The following is a 24,321-nucleotide window of genomic DNA, read 5'->3' on the forward strand; positions in this document are numbered from 1 at the left end:
CAAGGCCGCTCCCACAATCGGGCCAGCTTTCAGAAATTGAGCAAGACAGCTGCTCCCACAATGAACCGTATCGGCGTTTAGCCCACCATCGGCACATGCCGCGGGTGGCTGCTGACCCGCTCCAGCCAGGCCCTTACCGCCGGGTACTCTGCCAGGTCGAACCCGCCCTGCTGCGCCACATGGGTGTAGGCATACAACGCCACATCGGCAATCGAGTAGTGCTCACCCACCAGGTAAGGCGTCATCTGCAACTGTCGCTCCATCACCCTCAGCGCCTTGTAGCCGCCCTTGTGCAATTTGCGGTACTCGTCCAGGCGCTCGTCCGGCAGCCCCAGGTAGAACTGGATGAACCGCGCCACGGCAATGTACGGCTCATGGCTGTACTGCTCGAAAAACTGCCACTGCAGCACCTGGGTACGCAGGCGCGGCTCGCTGGGCAGGAACTCGCTGCCATCGGCCAGGAAGTTGAGAATGGCGTTGGACTCCCACAGGTAGCTACCGTCTTCCAGTTCCAGCACCGGTACCTTGCCGTTAGGGTTCATCGCCAGAAACTCGGGCGTTTCGGTCTCGCCCTTGAGGATGTCCACCGGGTGCCATTCATAGGGCCGGCCCAGCAGGCTCAACATGAGCTTGACCTTGTAACAGTTACCCGACTGGTAGTCGCCATAGACCTTGTACATCGACCCTCCCTGCAAAGCAGTTTCGCAATTGCGCCCAATATTTGGCGACTGTACGGCTAAAAGCAATGGCCGCTGTATGGCAAGGATCAACCTTGCTCGCTGTAGTCTGAAAAAACTGCTTACACCTTTACAAGGATTTTATTCATGACCGATGCCACTTCCGCACGCCTGCGGCCCCTGGCAGACACCTCCCCCTCGGCGGTGGTCGCCGGCTTCATTGCCATGCTCACCGGCTATACCAGTTCGCTGGTGCTGATGTTCCAGGCCGGCCAGGCGGCCGGGCTGACCACCGCGCAGATCTCGTCATGGATCTGGGCGCTGTCGATCGGCATGGCGGTATGCAGCATCGGCCTGTCGCTACGCTACCGCACACCGGTCACCGTCGCCTGGTCCACCCCCGGCGCGGCGCTGCTGATCACCAGCCTGGGTGGGGTCAGCTATGGCGAAGCCATTGGCGCCTACATTACCTGCGCCTTGCTGGTGCTGGTGTGCGGCCTGACCGGCAGCTTCGAGCGCCTGGTCAAACGCATCCCGGCCTCGCTGGCCTCGGCGCTGCTGGCGGGCATCCTGTTCAAGATCGGCAGCGAAATCTTCGTGGCCGCCCAGCACCGCACGTTGCTGGTGCTGGGCATGTTCTTCAGCTATCTGCTGGTCAAGCGCCTGTCGCCGCGTTATTGCGTGCTGGCCGCGCTGTTGGTGGGCACGGCATTGTCCGGCGCGTTGGGCCTGCTGGACTTCAGCGGCTTCCACCTGGAAGTGGCCAAGCCGGTGTGGACCACCCCAAGCTTCTCACTGGCGGCAACCATCAGCATCGGCATTCCTCTGTTCGTGGTGGCCATGACCTCACAGAACATGCCAGGCGTGGCCGTCCTGCGTGCCGACGGCTACCAGGTACCGGCCTCGCCGCTGATTTCGGCCACCGGCTTTGCCTCGCTGCTGCTGGCGCCGTTTGGCTCGCATGGGGTCAACCTGGCGGCGATCAGCGCGGCGATCTGCACCGGGCCGCATGCCCATGAAGACCCAAGCAAACGCTACACCGCGGCAGTGTGGTGCGGGATTTTCTACGGCATTGCCGGGGTGTTCGGCGCCACCTTGGCGGCACTGTTCGCGGCATTACCGAAAGAACTGGTGCTGTCGATTGCGGCACTGGCCCTGTTTGGTTCGATCATGAACGGTTTGACCGTAGCCATGAGCGAGGCGCGTGAGCGGGAGGCCGCGGTGATCACCTTTATGGTGACCGCTTCGGGGCTGACCCTGTTCTCGATTGGCTCGGCGTTCTGGGGAATTGTGGCGGGAGTGTTGGCTTTGGTGATTCTTAACCCGCGTAGGGGGTGAGGGTTGTTGTTGCCTGGGGTGGCCTATTCGCGGGTAAACCCGCTCCTACGACGGGAAATCACACAACCCGCGAATGGGCCGGCACAGGCAACGAGATTACAACCTGAAATGCCCCACCATGCCCTTCAAATCGGTGCCCAGCTGCGCCAGCTCGACACTGGACCGGGCATTGTCCTGCATCGCCAATGCCGCCTGGTCCGCACTGCCGCGAATCTGCGTGACACTGCGGCTGATCTCTTCCGCCACCGAACTCTGCTGCTCGGCCGCTGCGGCAATCTGCTGGTTCATCTGCTGAATCAATGACACCGCTGCGGCAATGCTGCCCAGCGCACTTTCGGTCTGCAGTGCATCGGCCACGGCCAGCCGTACCAGCTCGGTACTGCCGCGGATCTGCGCCACCGACTGTTGGGCATTGCCGCGCAGGCTGGCCACCAAGGTCTCGATCTGCTCGGTGGATTGCCGGGTACGCCGCGCCAGGGCGCGCACTTCATCGGCCACCACGGCAAAGCCGCGCCCCTGCTCGCCGGCGCGGGCAGCCTCGATGGCAGCATTAAGCGCCAGCAGGTTGGTTTGCTCGGCCACGCTCTTGATCACTTCCAGCACGTCACCAATGGTGTGGATTTCGGCACTGAGGCTGTCGATGCCGGCGCTGGCAGCTTCTGCCGCCGACGCCAGCTGCTCGATGCGCTGCATGCTCTGGCGCACCACCTGCTGGCCGGAGTCGACCTTCTCGTCCGCCGCCTGAGCCGCCTGCGCCGCCTCCTCGGCATTGCGCGCCACATCGTGCACGGTGGCAGTCATCTGCTGCATGGCGGTCGCCACCTGTTCGGTTTCTTCCTTCTGGCTGCCCACCTCGCGGTTGGTCTGCTCAGTCACCGTCGACAACGCCTGGGCGCTGCCGGCCAATTGTTCGATGCCCTGCTGCAAGCCGCTGACAATGCCCGAGAGCCCCGCCGCCATCTGCTGCATGGCCTGCATCAGTTGCCCCACCTCATCCCGGCGCGGCGCCTGGGCGTCGAAACCCAGCTCCCCCGCCGCAATGCGCTGGGCACGGGCAATCACATGCTTCAACGGGCCGACCACAGCCCGGGTAATCAGCCAGGCCGCCAACACGCCTACAAACAGCGCCAGCGCCGTCGCCAGGCCGATGGCCAAGGCATTACGCTGCAGCTCGCCCTGCAGGGCCTGCTCCTGCCCAAGGTAGGCCTGGTCGACACGCCCGGTAACCCGCTCGGCGCTGGCTTGCAACTGCGCCTTGAGCCCCTGCTCTCGAGCCAGCTGGTCGGTGTATTCGTTGAGTTTTTCCGAGAAACTGCCAATGTGCCCCGCCACTTCGCCCAACACACTCTGGTAACCGGCATCGCCAACCGCGCCCTGCAACTGGCTGACCAGGCCAGCGGCCTCCACCGTCTGGGCAATGCGCTCCTGGCTCACACCCTCCTCGCCCTTGCGGCTTTTTTCCAGGCGTACCCGTGCTTCGTCCATGGCCTGCAGCATCAGCCGCGACACCTGGGCCACCTGCGCGGCTTGCTCAAGAAACTCGCCACCCTGCTGGCCCTGGGACTGCTTGAGGGTGTACACGCCGTCATCGGCCAGGCCGGCCTGCAGCACATCAAGGTTGTTGGACACGTTGGACACCGACCAGCTGGCCATGTCCAGCGCCAGCTCCTTGGCTTGCACGGCCTGGACAAAGGCTTCGAAGGCCTGGCCATAGGCCGCAAGATCGGTTTGCGCCGCCGCCAGCGCCGGCAGGCCGCGGGCGCGCTCCACCAAGCCCTGCAGGCCGCCACGCAAGGCGTCGGCCTGCTGCATGTCGGAGCGCAGGGCAAACGCCTGCTCATGCTCGCGCAAGCGCAGCAAGTCGGTATTGAACTGGGCCAGCTGACGCAAGCTGTCGAAGCGCTGCCCAACGCTGTGCAACGCCGCGACGCCGATAGCCGCCACCGCCAGTGTCAGCAGCAGCACCAAGGCAAAGCCCAGGCCAAGTTTGCGGGCCATGCCCAGGTTGGCCAGCACACCGTGCTTGCTCGCGCCCATCGCCGATCCCCTTTCAGCCAGTGAGGTTATCCCGAAGGCTAAGGGTGGCAACGTTATCTGCCAATGAACAAGGGGCTGACGTCAGAATAGTGTCAAATAGCTATGTCTTGTCGTTTTTGGCTGCAAAAGGGTCGCTTTCAGTGCCCGCTGTAAACGATATCACTAGGCCATCAATGATAGCCCGTCCCTCAACCTTCGGCTGCGCTTGGCCATATTAAATCGACGCAAGTAAAACATTCATTTATTCCAATCCACACTTTATCAATCACTCTTGACGCCATTAAATTTGCGCCAAAAGTGGGGTAGTGAAATTTTTTTAAACACCCCTGCACACAATAAAAACGTCGCTATCGTGATCGGTAACTGGCCCGTTCTCCGGACCTGCAGTGCACCCTGGAGCTTGCAATGAAAACAGCCATGTTTACTGCTGTGGTCACCCCGTTGCTGCTGTTTACTGTGCCAACCGTTGGCTATGCCGAAACTTCCACCGCCCCGTTGTTCACCCTTGGCTTACAAGGGAGCTACACCCAACTGGAACTCAACGGCCGTAATAATGAAACCGAAGATATGCCCGAAGGGGGCTTATTCCTCAACTACGGCAACAAGATGACGGCCACGCAAGGCCTTGTCTACCAGGCCGAGGCCAGTGGCATGTACTCGAAACAGCATGACCAGAAGCTCAAGGACGGCCAGGCCGACCTGGACCTGGGTTGGCGGTTGGCACTGGCCGAACGGCATTCAGTCGACCTGCTGCTGGGCGCCGGTTACAAATGGAACCGGTTGGAACCCAATACCAGCCGCCATGATGTCGACCTTACCAACCGCACGCCGTTCGCCAAGCTGGCGGCGGGTTACAATTACCGCTTCAATAATGCCACCTTGCGTTTCGAGGCGGGCATACGCCAGGTTATCAATGGCGATTCGCAATTGAAAATACATGGCATCAGCAACGAAGAGCTTGATTTGAAAGATACCACCAACCCCTTTGCCGAACTTAGTGTGCTGTTCAACCAACACGGTGCTGTGCCGGTATACGCTTCGCTTTACTTCAGCCGCTACAACTATGAACTGGATGGGCAGTTCCTGATGACTGACTCGGACGAACAAACCCGTGACGAGTATGGCCTGAAAATAGGTGTCAGCTTTTAGCCGGGTGGCCGGCGGACTGCCCGGCTTGCTCAGAACGGTCTGGGCACGCCCATCCTGTCCATGCGCGACATAGTAGGCTTGGGCCTGGTGATCGCATTTGCCAGGGGCGGGCTTGCCCACGCAGCAGCCCGCACGGTATCCACTCAGATCGCCGTAGCCCCACCATCCACCGTCAGGCAATGCCCGGTGGTAAACGCTGCGCCGTCACTGCACAGGTACAGTACAGCGCTGGCGATTTCCTCGACCTTGCCAATGCGCCCCACCGGGTGCATGGCTGCGGCGAACTCGGCCTTGCGCGGGTCGGCCTGGTAGGCGCGGCGGAACATGTCGGTGTCGATCACGGCCGGGCACACGGCGTTCACGCGGATGCCCTTCTTGGCGTACTCGATGGCCGCCGACTTGGTCAGGCCGATGACCGCATGCTTGCTGGCGCTGTAGATGCTCATCTTTGGCGCCGCCCCAAGCCCCGCCACCGACGCGGTATTGACGATGGCCCCACCGCCCTGGGCCAGCAACAGGGGCAACTGATACTTCATGCACAACCACACGCCCTTCACGTTCACGCCCATGATGGCATCGAACTCCGCCTCGCTGCCTTCGGCCAGGCGGTGTTGCTCGATCTCGATCCCCGCATTGTTGAAGGCGTAGTCCAGCCGGCCGTAGGCGGCCATCAGGCGCTCATGCAACTGGCGCACCTCGGCGTCGCGGGTCACGTCGCAGGCAATGAACAGCGCTTCGCCGCCTGCCGCGTGGATCAGCGCCACGGTGGCCTCGCCGCCGACCGGGTCGAGGTCGGCCACCACCACTTTCATGCCCTCGTGGGCGAACGCCAGGGCGGTTGCCCGGCCGATGCCGGCACCCGCGCCGGTCACCAGGGCTACCTGGCCAGAAAAGGTCATGCTCATCGCGTGCTCCTGTGAGGGGTTGGGTGGGGTTCAGAGCATAGTCAGCCACCGCTCGGCCGGGCAGCATCATCACAGCAACGGTTGGGCTACCATGCTTGTCAGTGATTTTAAGGAACCGCCTTCATCAACAAGGTAGATTGAACGCCTTACGCCCTCCACAGCCCACAAGGACCCGCCATGACCCAGACCAACCGCCGCTTCCTGCTTGCCAAACGCCCGGTCGGCGCCGTGCGCCGTGACGACTTCAGCTTCGAGACCGTACCCGCCGAACAACCCGGCGAAGGCCAGGTACTGGTGCGCAACCTGTACCTGTCGCTGGACCCGGCCATGCGCGGCTGGATGAACGAAGGCAAGTCCTACATCCCGCCCGTGGCCCTGGGCCAGGTAATGCGTGCGCTGGGTGTAGGTGAAGTGGTTGCCTCCAATCACCCCGGCTACCAGCCCGGCGACCACGTGAGCGGCGCCCTCGGTGTGCAGGACTACTTCACCGGCGAGCCCCAGGGCCTGCACAAGATCGACCCCAAGCTGGCCCCCCTGCCCCGTTACCTGTCAGCCTTGGGCATGACCGGCATGACCGCCTACTTTGCCCTGCTGGAGGTCGGCCAACCCAAAGCTGGCGACACCGTGGTCATTTCCGGCGCGGCCGGTGCGGTGGGCAGCATTGTCGGGCAGATTGCCAAGATCAAAGGCTGCCGCGTGGTCGGCATTGCCGGCGGTGCCGAGAAGTGCCAGTACCTGAAGGACGAACTGGGCTTTGACGGCGTGATCGACTACAAGGCCGAAGACGTGCTGGCCGGCCTGAAGCGCGAATGCCCCAAAGGCGTGGACGTGTACTTCGACAACGTGGGCGGCGACATCCTCGATGCCGTGCTGACGCGCATCAACTTCAAGGCACGCATCGTGATTTGCGGCGCAATCAGCCAGTACAACAACAAAGAAGCGGTGAAAGGCCCGGCCAACTACCTGTCGCTGCTGGTGAACCGCGCGCGCATGGAAGGCTTTGTGGTGATGGATTACAGCAAAGACTACGGCAAAGCCGCGCTGGAGATTGCCGGCTGGCTGGCCAGCGGGCAGGTGAAGAGCAAAGAGGACGTGGTGGAAGGGCTGGAAACCTTCCCGGAGACCTTGTTGAAGCTGTTCAGCGGGGAGAATTTTGGCAAGTTGGTGTTGAAGGTTTAAACGCCACCGATGGCCCGACACAGGCCGTCGTAGGAGCGGGTTTACCCGCGAAAGGGCCGGTCCTGCGGGCCAATTTCCACAGGCCGTTCACCGTTGCCGCCGCCACCGTATTCGCGGTAAACCCGCCCCAACACAGATCGGGGGTGGACACACGGCGGTGGCCCGGCACAGGCCGTCGTGTAGGAGCGGGTTCACCCGCGTAAGGGCCGGGCCTGAGGGCCAATCTCCACCGGCCGTTCACCGTTGCCGCCGCCACCGTATTCGCGGGTAAACCCGCTCCTACACGGATCGGGGGTGCAGCCACATCAATGGTTCGACACAGGCATCGGTGGCCCGAAAGGGCCAGGCCTGCCGGCCAATTTCCACCCGCCGTCCACCGTTGCCGCCGCCACCGTATTCGCGGGGGACACACAGCGGTGGCTCGGCACAGGCCGTTGTTGGACAGCCGCAGGTTAATTACCCACGAATCTCCGCCACCACCGCTGCCAACGCTTGCGCAGGGTCTGCAGCCTGGCTGATCGGCCGGCCAATCACCAGGTAGTCCGAACCGGCATCCAGTGCCTGACGCGGGGTGAGGATGCGGCGCTGGTCATCCTGCGCGCTGCCCGCCGGGCGAATGCCCGGTGTCACCAGTTGCAGCGATGGGTGCGCCGCCTTCAGTGCCGGGGCCTCGAGCGCCGAGCACACCAAACCGTCCATACCCGCTTTTTCCGCCAGCGCCGCCAAACGCAGCACTTGCTCTTGGGGGTCGACATCCAGGCCAATGCCGGCCAGGTCTTCACGCTCCATGCTGGTCAGCACGGTCACGCCAATCAGCAACGGCTGCGGGCCGCTGCGCTTGGCCAGCTCTTCACGGCAGGCCACCATCATGCGCAGGCCACCGGAGCAATGTACGTTGACCATCCACACGCCCATCTCGGCGGCAGCCTTTACCGCCATGGCGGTGGTGTTGGGAATGTCGTGGAACTTGAGGTCCAGGAACACTTCGAAGCCCTTGTCACACAGGGTTTCGACAATGCCCGAAGCGCTGCTGGTGAACAGCTCCTTGCCAACCTTCACCCGGCACAGCGCAGGGTCAAGCTGGTCAGCCAGCTTCAGGGCGGCCTCACGGGTAGGGAAATCCAGGGCGACGATCAGGGGCGTCTGGCAGGCGGACATGGGCAGGGTCTCTTGGCAAGTCGAAAACGGCGCGCATTGTAAACGAAGTGACGCAGGCTTTGGGGCCCGCAGGTCACGGAATTGGCCCTGCACGGCCTGGCACCTATAATTGAACCAACGGAACGGGCAATTGCTCAAAACTTATGTAACCGTTGCCCATGGCCCGATCTAAGGAGAACGACAATGCCCTGGTATGCCTGGCTGATACTCATCATAGCCCTCGGCTCGATTGTCGGCGGGTTGATGATGCTACGCGACACGGCCAAAAAACTGCCGCTGACCGAAGAGCAACTGCGCAAGGTACATGAGCGCAATGCCGAGGCGGATGCCAAGGACGCTCAAGACCGCTAAAACGCCCAGCCCTTCAAGCGCTGCGCCTGCGGGAGCGCGCCATTCCCGGCACACAAAGGCCGGGCCAGGGCATCACCCCGGCCCCTCCCCGCTTACTCCACCATCACCTTGTCCCGGTTGCGCTCCAGCAACGCATTGCCTATGCCCTTTATTTCCAGCAACTCATCCACTGAAGCAAACGGCCCATTGGCCTCGCGGTAGGCCACAATAGCCTCCGCCTTGGCCTTGCCAATGCCGTTCAGCTCCTTTTGCAGGGTGAGGGCATCTGCCGTGTTCAAGTCCAGTCTCGGCGCCTGCTGTGCCTGGGCCTGAGCCTGGGCCACCACCGGCACCGGTTCGGCCACTGCCATGGTGCTGGCCGGGGCGGCGCTAAGGGAGAACGACAAACTGGTGAACAGCGGCAGCAGCAGGTACGACAGAACGTTATTGCGCATGGTCAACACTCCTTGGGTTGGTCATTTTCCAGCAACCGTTTTCCTTCGGCTGCGCAACCAACCCTAGCGGGTAACCCGGCCGCACAATACCCAACCACCCCGGCGAATGGTTACCGAATCGGTCAGCAACACGCTCAACTTCGCCCACCCACCAACAGTGGCCGTTTCCTCCTCGCTCGGCGCCGGCCCTTGATGCACAAGACTCCGGCCCTGTGCCTGTAGCCAAATCCCGGTTGGTTCGACACCCACTGCCCACCAATGCCCGGCCATTCTCCTACAACGCACGCCGAACAAGGCTCACCCCGTAAAGCGGCCGGCCGTGGCAGCTTCAAGCGCATCTGGAACATGGCGACACCAACGCCCCGTTCAACACCCCCGATCGATGTACAGGGCTTCCCCCGCGAATGCGGTGGCGGTTCGCGGGTAAACCCACGCCGACAACGGTCGGCAATAACGGCGCAGCCACTTGCCTTGGGGTGCATACCCAGCACGTCAGACTTTCCTGAAACCCTGCCCCACCTCTTCAGCTCGACAACCAAGCGAACTATCCTACGCGCCAGTCAGAAGCAGCTGAATTGTCGGGGAAATGCCCCAGGGATAACTTCACCAGGTCGCCATGTTGGTGACCGGGTGTGAGAACTCGTTATGCACTGCTGCTCTACTGTTCAATGGCAGCCATTCGCGGGCAGGCTTCGGCTTGGCCGGTTTCAGTGCATCGGTTTCTCACCCCGCGCAATGGCTGCCACCTTTGTCCGTGAGAAAGATCGAGGTGGTGAGTTCTAACAACGCACTGGAATCTCACCATGAAAAACAACAACCAATCCCCCCTCCTCACCGCAGGCATCGAAACCTTCCTCGAAGCCGGCAACCCCACCCTGGACCTGCTCCGCGTCCAACCCGGCATCCCCGTCGATGACGCCTATGAACACGTCTCCGTCCTGCTGGGCTACTGCAAGCACCTGGTACGCGAAGGTGACATGGAAGACGACCACAAGATGCTGGGCGCAGCGGACTACCTGCTGGCCACCGCAAAAGCCCTGATGAACGACATCGAGCTTGCGAAGAACAGCCGCCACTGAAGCGGATGACGCGAGACCAGGCGAGGCTATGCCTCGCTTGCAGTCAGAAGAAATGGGCTTCATCAGCCCAGACATGGCGAGGGCAAACCACTGCAGTGGCCAAGCCCCCGCCCTGTGGGAGCGGGCGCGCCCGCGAACACCGGCACCGCCGGTGCCATCCACCCCATGCCTACAAGATCACAGCCCCACCCGCCGCTCAAATCTCACTGCGCGGATAAACACTGATAAACGCCGAAATGGCAATTGCATCCCCATCATCCACCTTCACCCGCGGGCTCTGCCCCGAACGCTTGATGTCAGAAGCAAACTCAGCGGTCTTGAATGCCTGCTCAAGCTCGTCACCGGCCACCCCGGCATAAACGACCACCTGGGTACCGGTATTGTGCTTCTGCAGGGGCAACTGCTTGATCTGAACCTGCACACCCGCCTTGGTCAGCGCAACGGCAATTTCCTTGGCAAAGCGCACAGCTTCCTTGTCATCTTTGTGGATATTCAGCAACACCACCGGCGCCAGCGTCTTAGCCTTCAGCTCGCCCGCCAATGCCTTGAACGCATCATGCGCCTGCGGCGTCAGCGCTCGGGGCTTCAGGCTGGCTTCCAGCTTCAACCGCTCGGCCCGCTCGCGCTCAAGTTCCGCCCTGAGCGCATCGTTCTGCTCCATGAGCTGCTCGATCTCCAACCTGGCCTGCACGTCCGACTCGTGGACGACAGTAACCACCTGCGCCCCCCGGGAAACGGGCACTTCGGCTTGCTGGTTTTTTACATCCGAGGTCATATGGGCAATGATCATCGCACTGGCGGCGATCAGCGCTGCGATTACCGCAGTGGCAGAGGCTATGGCATGGATAAGGCTGGCTGCGTCTGCTGAAATATCAGGCATAAACAACTTCTTGAAGTTAGGGATGTTCATCGTTTCACGGTCAGGCAGGCGCATCGGGCGGATGCTCTGGTACGGATACAAGTCAAGCCAAGAAGGCTAGTGAGGTCTGGCAGAGTGCCATAATTTTGCGGATTTTGCTGTAAACACATAGGTTTCGCGGCCAATGCCACAGGTCTGTTTGCGGTTGGCATCACGCTTCATGAAGCTACCTCCGACTCCCGGATGCCCTTTTGGGTCGCAAACCTTACAGACAGAGGCTGACCATCGAAACCGCATGCCTTGACCGCATAGTGTGAACCCATTCACTTCCAAAACTGTCCGTCCAGCGTAAGCTGTGAAGCAATGTCGGTAACAAAAAGCTGTCGGCTCACGCCTTCCCAAAACGATATCAATATGCCACCATCGATCTATGCCATTCGTCTCGAATGTGACTAATGGATTAGAACTTTCGGTTGCATTTGCGGCGTCTTACTTGACGCTTACGTCCTCTCGCGCTTACCCTTCCGCCCCTTAGAACAGGGAAGTGTCCGGAAGATCCGTCTGAAATCGCCTCAGGGCGAGCCTTTCCTGAAGATGAATTCCGGCGTGCCTAGGCGCGCTGCATTGCTTTGCGGTCGCCATCTTGAAGCCTCGTTCCTCCTTCGAAATTCAGAAATCGGTCATTTTCGCTCTCGTTTTGCGAGAAGCCCGTTCGCGACTCGGCGACCGCCGCATGGGAGCCGTGTGGCTGCTGTTAGAACCCATCTGTCACCTGCTGATTTTTTCACTTTTGTTCTCCATGCTGCGTGCACGCACGGTCTCCAGCGTCGAGTATCCAGTGTTCATACTTGTAGGAATGGCCCCCTTCCTGCTCTATCGCAACACCGCTCTTAGGCTCATGGATAGCCTTCGGGAGAACCGTTCATTATTTGGCTATAAACAGATCAAGCCTCTTGATACCTACATAGCGCGTGTGATCGTTGAAACCTGCATCGCAGCTACTGTATACGCCATTTTGGTATTCGGCTTCGCCTGGTTCGGCTTCGATATGTCTATACATAGTCCTTTGCAATGGGCAGCTACTCTGTTGCTAGGCCTACTGTTTGCCTTCGGCCTGGGTATGCTCCTGGCAATGATCACCCACGCTCTGCCCAGCCTAAAGATCGTCATACGCATGGCCTTCTTCCCCCTGTACTTCATCTCTGGCGTTCTGATCCCCGCCAGTTACTTGCCGCAAGCGATGATGCCAGTCCTACTGCTCAACCCATTCCTGCACATCCTAGAGTTGATCCGCGCAGAGGTCCTCCCTAACTACTCACCAGTCGACGGCGTGTCCTCAACTTATGTGGTTGGATTCACCATGGTTTTGTTGTTCCTCTCCCTTGGTGCATACCGCGCCCGCAGGATGCACCTGATTTCCACCAAGAACGGCTAAGTACAGGTCACACGTGTTCGAGCTAAGAAACGTCACCAAGTCGTACCTCACGCCAAATGGGCGGCGGTATGTCTTCCGCAACCTGTCGCTGGCCATTCCGCCCGGCAAAAATATCGGTTTGATCGGCCGCAATGGTGCCGGCAAATCAACCTTGATGCGCCTGCTGGGGGGGGCTGACGTGCCCGACTCCGGAATTATCGCGACCGACCGAAGCATCTCTTGGCCGGTGGGTTTGACAGGGGGATTCCAAGGCAGCATGAGTGGACGCGACAACATTAAATTCATCTGCCGCGTATACGGTGCCACTGGTGAAGCCATGCGCGAGAAAATCCGTTACGTGCAGGAATTTGCCGAAATTGGCGACTGGATTGACGAGCCCATCAAGACCTACTCCTCTGGCATGCGTTCGCGCGTTGCCTTTGGCCTAAGCATGGCATTTGACTTCGATTACTATTTGATCGACGAAGTAATGTCAGTGGGCGACGCACAGTTCAAACGCAAGTGCGCTGACGTATTTAAAGAGAAGCTCCAGAAGGCAAATGTTGTGCTGGTTTCCCATTCGATGCCTGAAATCGAGAAACTTTGCGATATCGTCCTGCTGGTACGAGATGGCGGCATCCAGGTGTACAACGACGTCGCCGAAGGCATCAAGGCCTACAACAGCTGATCAACCCTTTCCATTGCAGCACCGTTCCATATCAAGGATGCATCCAACTATGAGCAGTACGGGTAAAAAGAAGGGCTGGCGCCTGGCGTTGGCCATGGTAGTCCTGCCAATGATTCTGGCAGCCGTGTACTACGGCGTGTTCGCCGTCGACCGTTTCGTCAGCTCCGCCCAAGTGGTGGTGCGTCAGGACGGCAACAACCAAGGCGCACAGGTCCCTGGCCTGGCCACCCTGCTGACCGGTGCAAACCCTGCCTCGCGCGAAGAGACCCTGTACCTACGTGAATATATCACCTCGATGGACATGATGTTGCTACTGGAAAGCAAGCTTCACTGGATCGAACAGTACGCCGCTCAACGCGGTGATGTGTTCTTCTGGCTGGACAAAGATGCTCCTCGAGAAGATCTGTTGGAATACTACCAACGCATGGTTTCGGCCCATTATGACGAAACCACTGGCCTGCTCCGTGTTGAAGTACAAGCTTTCACCCCGGAGTTATCCGAGCAGATGCTACGCGTGATCCTTCAGGCCAGTGAACACTTCGTCAACGAAGTCAGCCACAACATTGCCCGTGAGCAAATGAAGTTTGCCCAAGGTGAGCTGGAAACAGCACGCGTCAACTACAGCAAACGCAAAACCCAACTGCTGAACTTCCAAAATGACAACAAGGTACTTGATGGCGGCAACACTGCACAGAGCCGCGCCACCATCATCGCCGATCTAGAAAGCCAGTACACCAAAGAGCAGGCCGCTCTTACTGAAATGAACTTCAAGCTGCGCGCGGACGCCCCACAGGTTCGGCAGCAGAGACAGAAAGTAGAAGCCATCACCCAACAGCTTGCCAAAGAGAAGCGCCTACTTGTTTCGTCGCCACAAGGCTCACAACTGAACGTAGTTGCATCACGCTATCAGCAGTTGACCCTGGACGCCGGCATTGCAGAGGAAAGCTACAAAACCGCAGTTGCAGCGCTGGACAATGCCCGCATCGAAGCGAGCAAGAAAATCCGCACGCTGGTTACTGTAGTCAGCCCCAACACTCCTCAACTCGCTCTTTACCCAGAGCGCCTGTACAACTTGGCGACCATCCTACTTGGTCTGCTGATGGTGTTTGGCATCACCCGCTTCATTCTGGCTTCGATCGAGGATCATCGTGATTAAATCCATGGCTGTCTCCAAGCGCTTCAATCTGAAACTGGCGGCATTGGCCCTGGCCACCATGGGCTTAGCCGGTTGCGGCGGAACACTATCTGGCGCAGGCCCGTACAAGGGTGAAATCGAGAGCAAGAACGAGGCGTACAACCTCGTCGATATCAATGCCAGTACGATCCGCCCGTATATGTTCGGCGCCCCACGCCCCGCACTAGCCAGCGTAACCAAGCCAGTATCGGCAGAAGTTCGCCTCGCTGCAGGCGACGTGCTGAATGTACTGATCGCCGACACCGCTCCGGAAGGCTCCGCGCTCTTCGCCCCGCTGGCAACTGGCGGTACCCAGCTGAAAACGCGCATTGACGCGCAAGGCATGCTGTCGCTCCCCTATGTAGGTCGACAGTTTGTAGCGGGTATGACTCTGAACCAGGTTGAGCAGATGATTCGTCGCCAGCTGAAAGGCATTACCACCGACGTTCAAACCCATGTTGAATTGGTGGGTGACCTGTCGGGGTCGGTGCTGGTAGCGGGCGCGGTGAAAACGCCAGGCCGCTTCAGCACACTGCAAGGCCCACTGACCCTGCTGGATGCAGTTAACCAGGCCGGCGGCCCCGTGTTGGAGCCACACTTGGTCAACGTGACAGTGCGTACTGGCAACCAAGTCCAGCAGTTCAACTACGAGGACGTGTTGGCCGGTAATAACATGGTTCTACGCCCTAACTCAGAAGTTGTTTTGGACCGTGCACGCCAGCGGTTTGTCGCAATGGGTGCAGTGGGCGAGCCAGGCTTGAAAGATCTGCCGAGCCAGAACACCAGCTTACTGGATGCATTGGGTAGCGTAGGTGGCCTGCGCGAGCAAAACGCCAACCCGGAAGGTGTATTTGTATTCCGCATGGCTGATGCTGCTAATGGAAAACCTACAGTTCTTCGGCTGAATATGCGTGATCCTGCAGCTGTATTCTACGCACGCCAAATTGCCGTTAAGCCTGATGACACAATCTACGTGACCAATGCGGCGGTATATGAGTGGCAAAAAGTTATCTCACCGATAGTACAGACCATGCTGCTTGGCAAGGCAACCGGTGCGTATAACTAATTAGGTAAACAGGAGTCAGGGATAAAAGCCCTGACTCATAAAACGCTTTAACAAACCAATCGCGCTAGCGACGCAGTCGTGTAGCGAATATGACGCAGCGTCTTAGGCGCTCTTACACTACGACTACGAACATTCAGGACGAAATATGCGCTTCCAGAAAGCTTTATTCATGTCGAACTTTGGCATTGACATGGGCCTACCAGAGTTCCGTGTGGGCTCGTACGCCAATTACCTTCTGCCCTTTAGTAGAACTTATGAAAAAGCTACCGGGGGCGAAAGCAAGTTCCTGCTTGGTTCTCACACTCTTGATCTGCTCAATCGAAAAAGCAAGATAACTGAAATAAACGCTCGAAATAGCTTTGTTGTACCGGGCAGCAAGATAAGTCAATTCGGTCTGGGCGATGACTTCCTTCTGGAATGCTACAACGATAAGTTTGAAGCCAACAAGGAAAAATACAGCAAGTATTTCGAGAAGCTGTTCAAAGGTTGGGTACCCGATGTAATTTTTTGCTGGGAGTTCCCAACTAACTTTTTCAGAGAGCTATTCCCTAAGGCATTGGTGCTCGACATCATGCCTGGCGCATTCATGCGCCCACCTTACCCCAAAACCATTAGCGTTGACCCGGTCGGGCTTTACAAGAACTCCTTCCTTAAAAACAATGATCCAACCCAGGACATCAGCAGCCTTGGTGATTTGACTGAATTCCTCAAAATCCGGGAGCTTTACAGCAACTACTTCAACCACGACACCGACGTCAAAGAAGCGATTCTAAATATTGTTGATCCTGAAAGAAAGTTTGAAAAGTACTGGCTGGTGCCACTGCAAATCTCAAACTATTTCGGCTTCTATGAGAACTGCAAATATAAGGATCAATTTGAGTTCCTGATGGATGTTTTGGACAAAGCTCCAAAAGATGTAGGCGTTATTGCCACACAATATATAGGAAGCCTGATTTCGGAGCGAACGCTAAACAATCGAAACCTCGGTTATATCCGAAGCATTCATAAGAATTTCCTTTACAGCACTGAACTGGAAAAGCTTGATAACATCTCCCAGTACATTGCCCCCTGGGCGGACAAAACCGTAACAGTATCGAGCACACTTGGGTATCAAGCGCTCTTCCACGACCGCAAACTTGCCTCACCATCCAACTCGCATCTTTCCTATATCTCTTCAGAGCTCACAGATGATACCTCCAGGGCATCTGAAGACCTTGTTGCTTCTATTTTCTGCCGCCAAAATATTGTAGTCGAACGCTTCCTCAATGACCCTGAGTACTTTAAGTCCGTCCTTGAAGGGCTAAGCAATCGCAAAAGTGATTCGGTGGTAGACGTTCTTTCGGCCTTCCCCAAACCAAACGATCTGTACAAAGACTACCTGACACTATCCCCTTTCAACGGCGCGGACAATCAGATTAAAAAAATCGGTGGAATCATTAGCAGCAAGAAGAATTCGCTTCGCGGCCTTCTAGATCGAATGGATAAATACGATGTCATTTCGTTCGACATCTTTGACACCCTCCTCAGAAGGACGGTATTCAAACCTGAAGATGCGTTCGTTCTCATCCAGAAAAAACTGGAAGAAGAGCATGCCGGTTTACTTCCTGCAATTTTCGTTAAACGCTTCCCCGAACTCCGCGTTGGCTTTGAGCGGCAACTTCGGAAAGAGTATGACCTTCTTCACCACTCCACTGACACATATATGGAGCGAAACGAAGAGTTTTACATGATCCAAGTTTACGAGCGCATGCTCGCCTCATTTGGATTAGACCAAGATCTTGCAGAGAAACTACTCAACATTGAGCAGTCCGTCGAACTCTCAATCCTGGAGTCGCGCTCACTTGGCAAGGTTTTGTTTGATGCCGCAATTGCAAAAGGCAAACGCGTACTTTTAATCTCCGACTTTACCCACACTGAAGCTTTTGTGAGCGCCGCACTATCCCAGTCTGGATACAGTGGATACGAGAAACTCTACGTTTCGTCTGAGGTCGGACTGAAAAAACACTCAGGCTATCTATTTAAATACGTACTTTCCGATTTAAATCTCCGCGCGGATTGCATCCTCCACATTGGTGACAACTCCACTGGTGACTTTACGCGCGCTATTAACAACTCAATCTTCCCTACAAAAATCTTCTCCACAAGAGAGCGCGCGAACCAGATCCTAAAGAACCGTGCCATTGATCTTAATGTCTTCGAACAGAGTTTCTACCTGCGCACCATGTTGAACCTTTACGCAGAAGAGTACTTTGACGGCCTGCTTGTTCTGGGTGACAAACCGCTCGATAGTGCAAAAGAGCGTCGCGATTTGTTCTCAACTCCTACAGAGTTCGGCTTCCTTGCGCTTGGGCCAGTAATGTACGAGTTCACTAAGTGGATCTTGGATAATGCAATCGCGCAAAACTGTAAAAAGGTTCTTTTCTTCGCTCGTGACTGCTACCTTCCATATGAAATAGCGAAAAGACTTATAAAAGGCGTTGAGAGATATCGACACCTAGAGCCTGTTTACTTGGCAGTATCCAGAAAAGCTTTGACTTGCCTGAACCTCCACGAGCCTGATGACTGCTTCAAGGTTAGAATTGACGACTTTTCTCGCCAAAAGAGTCTCGCAGACCTGCTTTCGAATCGATTCAGAATTGATCCGAGCCGAATCACGCAGGATAAGCTTGACAAATGGAGCATCACTAGCGTTGACAGCCTCGTCAAAGAGACAACGCTGGGAGCTATTTATGGCTTAGTCCACGATTATCTGAAAGAAGACTGGAAAGCCTGGGACGATGCAAATGGCGCAACTAAAGATGCGTTCCGGGCCTATCTTGCCGAGAACTCTTTGAGCGCATCGGATGATGTTGCTGCGGTTGACTTTGGGTATAAAGGCTCGGCTCATTCCGTTGTCTCCGAGTATTTCGACGGCAAATTTATCCCGTTGTTCTTTATGACTTACAATGGGGAAATGGGTAACGACCCATATCCTCAAGCGCAAGCATATCTTCACAACAACATGAATGTCCGATTCAAAACTTGTACACCTCTGATTTCGCACAACCTGATCATCGAAACCTTGATCAATGAGCCTTTAGGCAGTCTCAGCGCTTACAAAATGACTGAAGGCAAAGTTGAACTTGAACGTGAAGAACTTGAAAGCGACGATCACAAATCAAAGATTCGCTCGATCCATAATGGCGTACTGAACTTTAGCGATCTTTGGATCAACAAAATTGAGCACCTCAACTACCCAATAAAGCTTGAGCCCAATTCTTCGACTTATCTGCTGTCCATTTTCCTTTCTCGACCAGAGGCAGCTGAGCTTGAAATCATCCGTGGCCTGATCTTCGATAACGCCTTTGCGGGCGCAGAGAACACCTACCTTCTTTCTCCCCGCGCAGCTAACGACAAAGACATCTGGAAAGAAGGTTTAGCGCTTGTTAAAAAGGGATCGAAGCCAGCGAGCCCAGCCGTAGCAGCTGCTAATGGTGTAAAAACTATTACTAATGCAATCGCAAAAGCTGCTGCACCAATCGTCAAGGCCGCAGCACAGCCGAAAGCACCGGACGCGAAAAGCGCAGAGGCGGCTAAGACTCAAGCACAAAAGGCTCAACCCTCCAAGCCACAACCCAAGCCTGAGAACATCAAACCTCAAGCTAAAATCGAACCTGTAAAATCTGAGATACCAAAGGCTGCCAAAGCAGTCTCGCACCCTATCTACTCTGGCGACAAAACTTATCGCGCCATTAAAACGCTACACAGAGACCACTTCTTAGACGCGTTATCCTCGGTGGCATACCCACAGAAGGAATGCAAAATAGATAAAAGTCTTATTGACTTGGTTTCGAGCAAAGGAAAAAACCACGTTGCTATCCGTTTTTTGAAAGAAAACGGCGGCATCTGGAAATCTAAGCTTTCTCTGAAAGACAAGATTTACCTCACTGCAAACGCAATCGGTAGTTGACCCATTCCCCGTGCGCAGCGCCCCTGCGCACGGGGACCCTGACATAACAAAACAACAACCCCAGAAGGCCAAGGCATTATGGAAAAATCTGTAGTCAATTCTTCCAGCCACTTTCAGTTTATTGAGCAAAAAGGGGCTAATACCGTCACGGTTATCTTTGCAGCCCGCAATGATCGGCCTCCAAAGTTTACCTTCTGGAAAGCTGGCAATTCACTCAACTCCCACATTATTTTCTTAAATAGCGACGTACCACAATGGTATCGTACGGGCATACCCGGCATACCAGGTGGAATTAGAGGCGCAGTCAAATCCATTCTAAACTTCAAGTCTGATGTTAATGCTAATCGCCTCGTCATGACAGGCAGCAGTATGGGCGCATATGGCGCTCTATTATTTGGATCCATGGCAAAGGCTGACGAAGTATTGGCATTTGGTGTCGAGCCAATTCTTGGAGTGCCCGGCGGCAAAACAGATATCACACGCAACAACTATCAATATATCTACCCCGACTTAACGAGCCTGCACCTCCCTCCAACCACAGTTTACTATGGTGGCATGGATATAAACGATATTTTCGGAGCTTGGCTTTTACATAAACGCAAGCGAGCCAAAATACTTTGCGTCCCCGAATCGCAACATGACACCCCAGATTTCCTCAGCAGAAAAGATCGTTTATCGACAGTTTTTAATGATTTAGTAACAGGAAATCCCATTAGCAATTTTGAATATCTTGCGGGTGATGCCGGGAATGATAAAATTGTTAATTTTCTCTGGAGCATTAACAATTCCTTTGTTGAAAAAAACTGGTCAGACATCGGTGCCCGCATCAAAGAAAATCAATCGCTACTTGAAGTCAGCCCGTTAATTCAATATTTGCACGGAATCTCACTTTTCCGCGGAAGTGACTTTAATAACGCCCGCATCAGCCTAGAAAACCTGACAGATCGCACACCTGGCTACTGGGAGGCCTGGATGAATCTCGGCGCGGTCAATTTGAAGTTAGGCAACTTTGAAAATGCGATCACGGCAAGCTTCAATGCCATTAAGCTTCGCCCCCATCGTTCTATTGCGCACATTCAACTTTCGCATGTATACACTAAGGCTGGCATGCACGAACTCGCGTTCGATCATGCAGAATGGGCTTGCAAGCTTAACTATTCTCGACCGGAATATTTCGAAAATCTGAATAAGCTAGCCAGCATTGTCAATCGCCCCGTGCCAGACAAACACTACTTCGAAGCAAACTATACAAGCCATGTAAAAGCCGCCCAAGCGAAATACGCTGATTATGACTTATCACTCAATTAGCGTAAGCGGCCATTATGCCAACTTAAGTTTCAACCAGATCAACGAGAAACATAATGATTAAGATAACCCATAAAATCGAATGCTCCAACTCCGCCCCCTTCGTCCTCTTCGGTGGCATCAACGTCCTTGAGTCTGAAGATCTCGCCCTGACCGCCTGCGCCGAATACGTTCGCGTCACCCAAAAACTGGGTATCCCGTACGTATTTAAGGCCAGCTTCGACAAAGCCAACCGCTCCTCGATTCACTCCTATCGAGGGCCAGGCATGGAAGAAGGCTTGCGCATCTTCGAGAAAGTGAAGGCTGAATTTGGCGTTCCAATCATTACGGATGTCCACGAAATCTACCAAGCCCAGCCGGTTGCCGAAGTTGCAGACGTGTTGCAACTACCAGCTTTCCTAGCTCGACAAACCGACTTGGTCGTTGCGTTGGCCAAGACCGGTAAACCGGTTAATATCAAAAAGCCTCAGTTCCTGAGCCCTTCGCAGATGCGAAACATCGTCCACAAGTTCAAAGAAGCCGGTAATGACCAATTGATCCTGTGCGACCGCGGTTCCTGCATGGGCTACGACAATCTGGTCGTCGACATGCTGGGCTTTGGCGTCATGAAGCGCACCTGTGACAATCTGCCAATCATCTTCGACGTAACCCACGCTTTGCAGAACCGTGACCCGTCCGGCGCTGCTTCTGGCGGCCGTCGCGAACAAGTCGTCGATCTGGCTCGTGCAGGCATGGGCGTTGGACTGGCAGGCCTGTTCCTGGAAGCCCACCCCAACCCAGACCAAGCCAAGTGCGACGGCCCGAGCGCGCTGCCGCTGGACAAACTGGAGCCTTTCCTGGCGCAAATCAAGGCACTGGATGACTTGATCAAGTCTTTCCCCCCACTGACCATTTCGTAAGTCTTTGGCGACAAGGATTGTGAGCATGGCTAATACAGAACAACGGGTTGCGATCGTCATTCCAGCCCGCTATGGCTCCACTCGCCTACCAGGTAAGCCACTCGCTGATATCGCTGGCAAGCCTATGGTGCAGCACGTTTATGAGCGGGCACTGCAGGTAACCAATGCGCACGTCGTTGTGATCGCTACCGACGACGCGCGTGTTGCCGATGCGGTACGCGGCTTCGGGGGCGAATGCGTAATGACTTCGCCAGACCATCCGTCTGGCACCGACCGCCTTGCGGAAGTCATGACCCAAGTTGACGCAGATATTTATATCAACCTGCAAGGTGATGAACCGCTAGTTCGTCCGGCCGATATTGAAGCTTTGGCTGTTGGCATGTTGGCAGATGCTAGCGTTAAAGTAGGCACTCTGTGCCACCCGATCGACGCGCATGAAGCGAGTAACACTAACACCGTCAAGGTGGTGCTTGCAGCGAATGGTAACGCGCTGTATTTCAGCCGTTCGCCAATTCCCTACCCTCGCGATAGCGAAGTGGCTACATACCTCAAGCACGTCGGCGTTTACGCCTATCGCCGTGAGGTACTAGCTGAATATGCCACCCTGCCACAACCCATGATCGAGCATGCAGAAAAGCTTGAACAACTGCGTTTGATGGCAGCGGGCTACTGCATTCGTGCCTACGTCGTTGAGCCGACCGGTCCGGGGGTGGATACACCGGAATGCTTGGAACAGGTGCGCGCGCTGATATCTGGCCAAGCACCAGCAACAAAGCCGACATTGGCAGATATCCGCTTAGTAATCACTGATGTGGATGGTGTACTGACTGACGGTGGCATCTACTACGACGCTACCGGTGAATGCCTCAAGCGCTTCCATGTGCGTGATGGCATGGGTATGCGCTTGCTGGAGGAGAATGGTGTACGGGTAGCAGTACTATCCGGGCGTGATTCCGCAACCTTGCGCAAGCGTGTGGCGGATTTGGGTGTGACGCTTTGCCAGTTTGGCGTGAAGGACAAACTCGCGGCCTGTAACCAGCTCATGTCTGAGGCTGGAGTCACGACTGAGCAAACTGCATGTATTGGTGACGATTGCATTGATCTGCCAGCATTTGCCGCGTGCGGGATCTCGTTTGCAGTCGCAGACGCGCCGGTCTACGTGAAAGCTGCAGCGACTCAGACATTGAGGGCAGCAGGCGGGACTGGCGCTTTCCGTGAGGTTGCCGATGCCATTCTCTTTGCCCAGGGCAAGGATGCCGTTTTAGGCAGCGCTGCGGGATATGCAAAGGTGATGGCAAAAATGGCTCAGTAAATCAGCCATTTCCTTAGCCCAACGGGCTTATCGTGAAGAGCCGATATAGTTCATACTTATCGGCTCTTTAACGGTGCTTAGTCGAAAATCTCGACTACACCCACAACAGCACCTTCTGCATCAGTAACAGCCAATGCTCGGATCTTGTTATCCAGCATGTAGGCCTCTGCCTCCGAAAGCTGCGCATCCTCGGAAATAGTGTGCGGATTAGCCGTCATGAACTGCGCAACACTTTCGTGAATGATCCCTTCGTTACTCAGCAACGCTCGGCGCAAGTCGCCGTCAGTCACGATGCCCACGAGCTTGTTATTATCCATTACAGCTGTCATGCCAAGACGACTGCGGGTCATCACCAGCAGGCAATCATGGAAGCTTGTGGTGGAGTTCACAATAGGTGCCGGCGAGTGCATCACATCGCGCACGCGGGTTAGCAGCTTGCGACCAAGGCTTCCGCCTGGGTGGTAGCGGGCGAAGTCCATCGGCTTGAACTGGATCGCTTCAATCAGCGCCACGGCCAACGCATCGCCCATAGCCATGGTAGCCAGAGTCGAAGTAGTAGGCGCCAGATTGTTCGGGCACACCTCACGATCAACCGAGATATCCAGCCAAATATCGGCGTGCTTGGCCAAGGTCGATTTCCCATTGCCAGTCATGGCAATAATCTTGTTGCCGAATGACTTGAGGCTCGGGATCAACTTGATCAACTCTTCCGTTTCGCCGCTATAGCTGATGAGGATCAGCACGTCGATAGGCTTGAGCATACCCAAGTCGCCATGGAAGGCTTCAGCAGGATGCATGAAAAAGCTGGGGGTGCCTGTCGATGCAAACGTGGCAACCATCTTCTGACCGATCAGACCAGATTTGCCCATGCCGCATACAACGGTTCGGCCCTTACAAGCGAGGATGAGCTCAACAGCGCTCTGAAATTCGCCATCCAGGCGGTCGGCCAGCTGGCTAACAGCTTGTGCCTGAGCGATGAGGGCTTCTTTGGCGATGCTAAGGTGATTCATTTTCGTCCCTGACAGCTGCAGAAATATTCGAAGCTGCGGATGGTAAGGTTTTTGCAAACTGCAAGCAAAGTCTATTGGCTAATTCAGCCGATCAACGGAGGGGAAACGCCAAAATTTCGGCCGGCGTTTCTTGCAGGCTCAGGTTCATATTTCAAGCCCGATTACCAACAACCTCGAACCTGCTTCGCGATGGTGACCGCAATCATTTCCTTGTAGCACTCATGCTAGTGCGCCAGAATGCGCGCTTTTTGCCACCCCAACCTAGCAGTCAGGAGACTAACGATGCCTAGTCGTCGTGAGCGTGCCAACGCCATTCGTGCCCTCAGCATGGACGCAGT

General features: G+C 56.1%; 20 protein-coding genes and 1 pseudogene. 13 read left to right on the forward strand and 8 right to left on the reverse strand.

Annotated elements, in window-relative coordinates:
- Nucleotides 1–77: 77 nt before the first annotated feature.
- A complete protein-coding gene (locus ACF8Q6_RS07660) occupies nucleotides 78–680 on the reverse strand; it encodes a glutathione S-transferase family protein (RefSeq protein WP_392490712.1) in 603 nt (200 codons plus the stop codon).
- 144 nt (nucleotides 681–824) lie between these two features.
- On the opposite strand from ACF8Q6_RS07660, the gene ACF8Q6_RS07665 reads away from it, so the two are divergent.
- Complete coding sequence (locus tag ACF8Q6_RS07665) at nucleotides 825–2,015, forward strand: benzoate/H(+) symporter BenE family transporter (protein WP_012053345.1); 1,191 nt, start codon at nucleotides 825–827, stop codon at nucleotides 2,013–2,015.
- Nucleotides 2,016–2,111: 96 nt separating this feature from the next.
- Here the strand turns inward: ACF8Q6_RS07665 and ACF8Q6_RS07670 are convergent, their stop codons facing one another.
- Nucleotides 2,112–2,993, reverse strand: a complete 882-nt coding sequence (locus ACF8Q6_RS07670; RefSeq protein WP_370844823.1) for a methyl-accepting chemotaxis protein — start codon at nucleotides 2,991–2,993, stop codon at nucleotides 2,112–2,114.
- Between the two features lie 27 nt (nucleotides 2,994–3,020).
- Nucleotides 3,021–4,052, reverse strand: a pseudogene (locus ACF8Q6_RS07675) (methyl-accepting chemotaxis protein); the annotation flags it as partial.
- A gap of 405 nt (nucleotides 4,053–4,457) precedes the next feature.
- Here ACF8Q6_RS07675 and ACF8Q6_RS07680 point away from each other — a divergent pair.
- Nucleotides 4,458–5,201, forward strand: a complete 744-nt coding sequence (locus ACF8Q6_RS07680; protein ID WP_392490711.1) for a hypothetical protein — start codon at nucleotides 4,458–4,460, stop codon at nucleotides 5,199–5,201.
- A gap of 143 nt (nucleotides 5,202–5,344) precedes the next feature.
- On the opposite strand, the gene ACF8Q6_RS07685 is transcribed toward ACF8Q6_RS07680, so the two are convergent.
- Nucleotides 5,345–6,106, reverse strand: coding sequence for an SDR family oxidoreductase (locus ACF8Q6_RS07685; RefSeq protein WP_047605247.1), 762 nt, complete (start codon nucleotides 6,104–6,106; stop codon nucleotides 5,345–5,347).
- A gap of 177 nt (nucleotides 6,107–6,283) precedes the next feature.
- Here ACF8Q6_RS07685 and ACF8Q6_RS07690 point away from each other — a divergent pair, with 177 nt between their 5' ends.
- Nucleotides 6,284–7,285, forward strand: coding sequence for an NADP-dependent oxidoreductase (locus tag ACF8Q6_RS07690; protein ID WP_003252767.1), 1,002 nt, complete (start codon nucleotides 6,284–6,286; stop codon nucleotides 7,283–7,285).
- A 456-nt stretch (nucleotides 7,286–7,741) separates the two neighbouring features.
- On the opposite strand, the gene pyrF is transcribed toward ACF8Q6_RS07690, so the two are convergent.
- On the reverse strand, nucleotides 7,742–8,443 hold the full coding sequence (pyrF, locus tag ACF8Q6_RS07695) for an orotidine-5'-phosphate decarboxylase (RefSeq protein WP_003252765.1): 702 nt from the start codon (nucleotides 8,441–8,443) through the stop codon (nucleotides 7,742–7,744).
- A gap of 183 nt (nucleotides 8,444–8,626) precedes the next feature.
- Here pyrF and ACF8Q6_RS07700 point away from each other — a divergent pair, with 183 nt between their 5' ends.
- Nucleotides 8,627–8,794, forward strand: coding sequence for a DUF2897 family protein (locus tag ACF8Q6_RS07700; RefSeq protein WP_003252762.1), 168 nt, complete (start codon nucleotides 8,627–8,629; stop codon nucleotides 8,792–8,794).
- 92 nt (nucleotides 8,795–8,886) lie between these two features.
- Here ACF8Q6_RS07700 and ACF8Q6_RS07705 read toward each other — a convergent pair whose 3' ends face one another.
- Nucleotides 8,887–9,228 carry a ComEA family DNA-binding protein gene (locus tag ACF8Q6_RS07705; RefSeq protein WP_392493975.1) on the reverse strand — a complete coding sequence of 114 codons (342 nt, stop codon included), beginning with the start codon at nucleotides 9,226–9,228 and terminating at the stop codon, nucleotides 8,887–8,889.
- Between the two features lie 803 nt (nucleotides 9,229–10,031).
- On the opposite strand from ACF8Q6_RS07705, the gene ACF8Q6_RS07710 reads away from it, so the two are divergent.
- Nucleotides 10,032–10,307: a DUF3077 domain-containing protein gene (locus ACF8Q6_RS07710; protein WP_004577691.1), complete on the forward strand. Its 276-nt coding sequence runs from the start codon at nucleotides 10,032–10,034 to the stop codon at nucleotides 10,305–10,307.
- A 196-nt stretch (nucleotides 10,308–10,503) separates the two neighbouring features.
- Here the strand turns inward: ACF8Q6_RS07710 and ACF8Q6_RS07715 are convergent, their stop codons facing one another.
- Nucleotides 10,504–11,241: a hypothetical protein gene (locus tag ACF8Q6_RS07715; protein ID WP_392493976.1), complete on the reverse strand. Its 738-nt coding sequence runs from the start codon at nucleotides 11,239–11,241 to the stop codon at nucleotides 10,504–10,506.
- Between the two features lie 568 nt (nucleotides 11,242–11,809).
- Between ACF8Q6_RS07715 and ACF8Q6_RS07720 the strand changes: the two genes are divergently transcribed.
- The 8 genes from ACF8Q6_RS07720 (at nucleotide 11,810) to kdsB (ending at nucleotide 22,973) form a co-directional block, all read left to right on the forward strand.
- Nucleotides 11,810–12,601 carry an ABC transporter permease gene (locus ACF8Q6_RS07720; protein WP_121783896.1) on the forward strand — a complete coding sequence of 264 codons (792 nt, stop codon included), beginning with the start codon at nucleotides 11,810–11,812 and terminating at the stop codon, nucleotides 12,599–12,601.
- A gap of 13 nt (nucleotides 12,602–12,614) precedes the next feature.
- The gene (locus ACF8Q6_RS07725; protein WP_121783897.1) at nucleotides 12,615–13,268 is read left to right on the forward strand and encodes an ABC transporter ATP-binding protein; all 654 of its coding nucleotides are present in this window, start codon (nucleotides 12,615–12,617) and stop codon (nucleotides 13,266–13,268) included.
- Between the two features lie 49 nt (nucleotides 13,269–13,317).
- The gene (locus tag ACF8Q6_RS07730) at nucleotides 13,318–14,424 is read left to right on the forward strand and encodes an ABC transporter permease (RefSeq protein ID WP_121783898.1); all 1,107 of its coding nucleotides are present in this window, start codon (nucleotides 13,318–13,320) and stop codon (nucleotides 14,422–14,424) included.
- Complete coding sequence (locus ACF8Q6_RS07735; protein WP_372340371.1) at nucleotides 14,417–15,508, forward strand: polysaccharide biosynthesis/export family protein; 1,092 nt, start codon at nucleotides 14,417–14,419, stop codon at nucleotides 15,506–15,508. The genes ACF8Q6_RS07730 and ACF8Q6_RS07735 overlap by 8 nt, the downstream gene beginning before the upstream one ends.
- A gap of 145 nt (nucleotides 15,509–15,653) precedes the next feature.
- Nucleotides 15,654–19,457 (forward strand): hypothetical protein, encoded by a 3,804-nt coding sequence (locus tag ACF8Q6_RS07740; RefSeq protein ID WP_392493977.1) that lies wholly within the window; start codon nucleotides 15,654–15,656, stop codon nucleotides 19,455–19,457.
- 78 nt (nucleotides 19,458–19,535) lie between these two features.
- The gene (locus tag ACF8Q6_RS07745; protein WP_162996143.1) at nucleotides 19,536–20,765 is read left to right on the forward strand and encodes a tetratricopeptide repeat protein; all 1,230 of its coding nucleotides are present in this window, start codon (nucleotides 19,536–19,538) and stop codon (nucleotides 20,763–20,765) included.
- A 53-nt stretch (nucleotides 20,766–20,818) separates the two neighbouring features.
- Entirely contained in the window at nucleotides 20,819–21,661 is an 843-nt protein-coding gene (kdsA, locus tag ACF8Q6_RS07750) for a 3-deoxy-8-phosphooctulonate synthase (RefSeq protein WP_392493978.1), read from the forward strand.
- A gap of 25 nt (nucleotides 21,662–21,686) precedes the next feature.
- Nucleotides 21,687–22,973 carry a 3-deoxy-manno-octulosonate cytidylyltransferase gene (kdsB, locus tag ACF8Q6_RS07755; RefSeq protein ID WP_392493979.1) on the forward strand — a complete coding sequence of 429 codons (1,287 nt, stop codon included), beginning with the start codon at nucleotides 21,687–21,689 and terminating at the stop codon, nucleotides 22,971–22,973.
- A 77-nt stretch (nucleotides 22,974–23,050) separates the two neighbouring features.
- Here the strand turns inward: kdsB and ACF8Q6_RS07760 are convergent, their stop codons facing one another.
- Nucleotides 23,051–23,983, reverse strand: coding sequence for an SIS domain-containing protein (locus tag ACF8Q6_RS07760; RefSeq protein ID WP_121783904.1), 933 nt, complete (start codon nucleotides 23,981–23,983; stop codon nucleotides 23,051–23,053).
- Between the last annotated feature and the right edge of the window lie 338 nt (nucleotides 23,984–24,321).

The organism is Pseudomonas sp. GLN_2 (assembly GCF_043106005.1).
In the GTDB taxonomy this organism is placed as follows: Bacteria; Pseudomonadota; Gammaproteobacteria; order Pseudomonadales; family Pseudomonadaceae; genus Aquipseudomonas; species Aquipseudomonas alloputida.